The 1,305-nt window shown below is 68.7% G+C and carries 1 protein-coding gene; it reads right to left on the bottom strand.

What is annotated here, in order from left to right; all coding sequences use genetic code 11:
- Positions 1-1,210: HNH endonuclease signature motif containing protein (locus D0C15_RS33840; protein ID WP_162830409.1), on the bottom strand; the 1,210-nt coding region annotated here is incomplete at its 3' end.
- Positions 1,211-1,305 lie beyond the last annotated feature (95 nt).

The raw sequence follows: 1,305 nt of genomic DNA on the forward strand, positions 1-1,305 counted from the left end.
GGGTGGGGTCGAGCCATCCGGGTGCGATGTATCGGGGGGTGCCGGTGGTCATGGTGATGGTCCAGCCGGCGTGGTGGACGAGTCGGTGGTGGGATTCGCAGAGCAGGGCGAGGTTGTCGAGGTCGGTGGGTCCGTGGTGTTCCCAGTGTCGGACGTGGTGGGGGACGCACCATTTAGGACTGCGGGTGCAGCCAGGGAAAGTGCATCCCTTGTCCCGCAACGCCAACGCGCGTCGTTGGGCGGGGGTGGCGTTGCGGACGGTGCGTCCGAGGTTCAGGAGTTCGCCGTGGGGGCCCAGGAGCGCGGCGACCATCCGGCTCGCGCCGCAGCACATGCGTTTGATCGCGCTCGAGGTGCGGAATCCGGGGCCGTCGACGAACAGGAGCGCCGAGTCCGACTCGATCTCGGCTTTGGTCGCGGTGATGGTGATCAGGGCGTGTTCGCCGTTGCGGAGGGGCATGTCGTCGGTGCGGGCGGCGAGGCCGATGATCTCGGCGAGCGCGTCACCCCGGCGTCGCTGTGGGCTGCGGGTGTCGGGCAGCCCGTCGTGCGCGGGCTGGGGGGCGGCGAGTTCGCGGAACGCGCCTTCCAGCAGTGCGGCGGTGTCGGGGTCGAGGCGGCCGGTGAAGCGTAGCCAGCCGTGGCGGTCGTAGTGGGAGTGGAACTCTCGTTGTGGGTCGGCCAGGTCGTTGTCGCGGTCGGTGTCGGGGGTGCCGTCCTGGTCCAGATACGCCAGCAGGTGTCGTCCGGCTTTGTCGACCGCTTCGGGTGGGGCTTGTTCGGCCAGGCGCAGCAGCAGGGTTTCTTCGTCGGCGAGCGCGGTGTCGGTGGGCAGCTTCTTCGCGGCTTTGGTCAATGTCTCCCGCAGGGCGCGCACGTGCCCGTCGCTGATCCGGCCGGCCCGTAGCGAGGCGGTGATGTGTGGGAACCGGGCGGGGTCCTCGCCGCCGGTCACCTTGGCGGTCGGGTACAGGGTTTTGGCTTGGGCGACCCATTCCCGGGCTTGGGCGGTCGAGACGCGGAATGCGGTGACGAGCCAGCGGACGGTGGTGCGGAAGCCGAGTTCGCTGGCGATGCCGCGGCGTTCGACCTCGGCGATCTGTTTCAGCAGTTCGGCATGCGCCTGCCGCTGCCGCTCGATGACGGCCAGCACCGAGCCCGCCAGCTCCCCGGCGGGGAGTTGCCATGTCGATCTGCCGGTGTCGTCCACGTCCTCGATGTTATTCGAACGCAAGTTCGAGATCGAGGTAATACAGAGGGACACAGAACCGTCCCCGCGAAGCCCGGAAAACCACCACAAACGGG

Origin of the sequence: Amycolatopsis palatopharyngis, assembly GCF_003385185.1 — a bacterium.
Classification (GTDB): domain Bacteria; phylum Actinomycetota; class Actinomycetes; order Mycobacteriales; family Pseudonocardiaceae; genus Amycolatopsis; species Amycolatopsis palatopharyngis.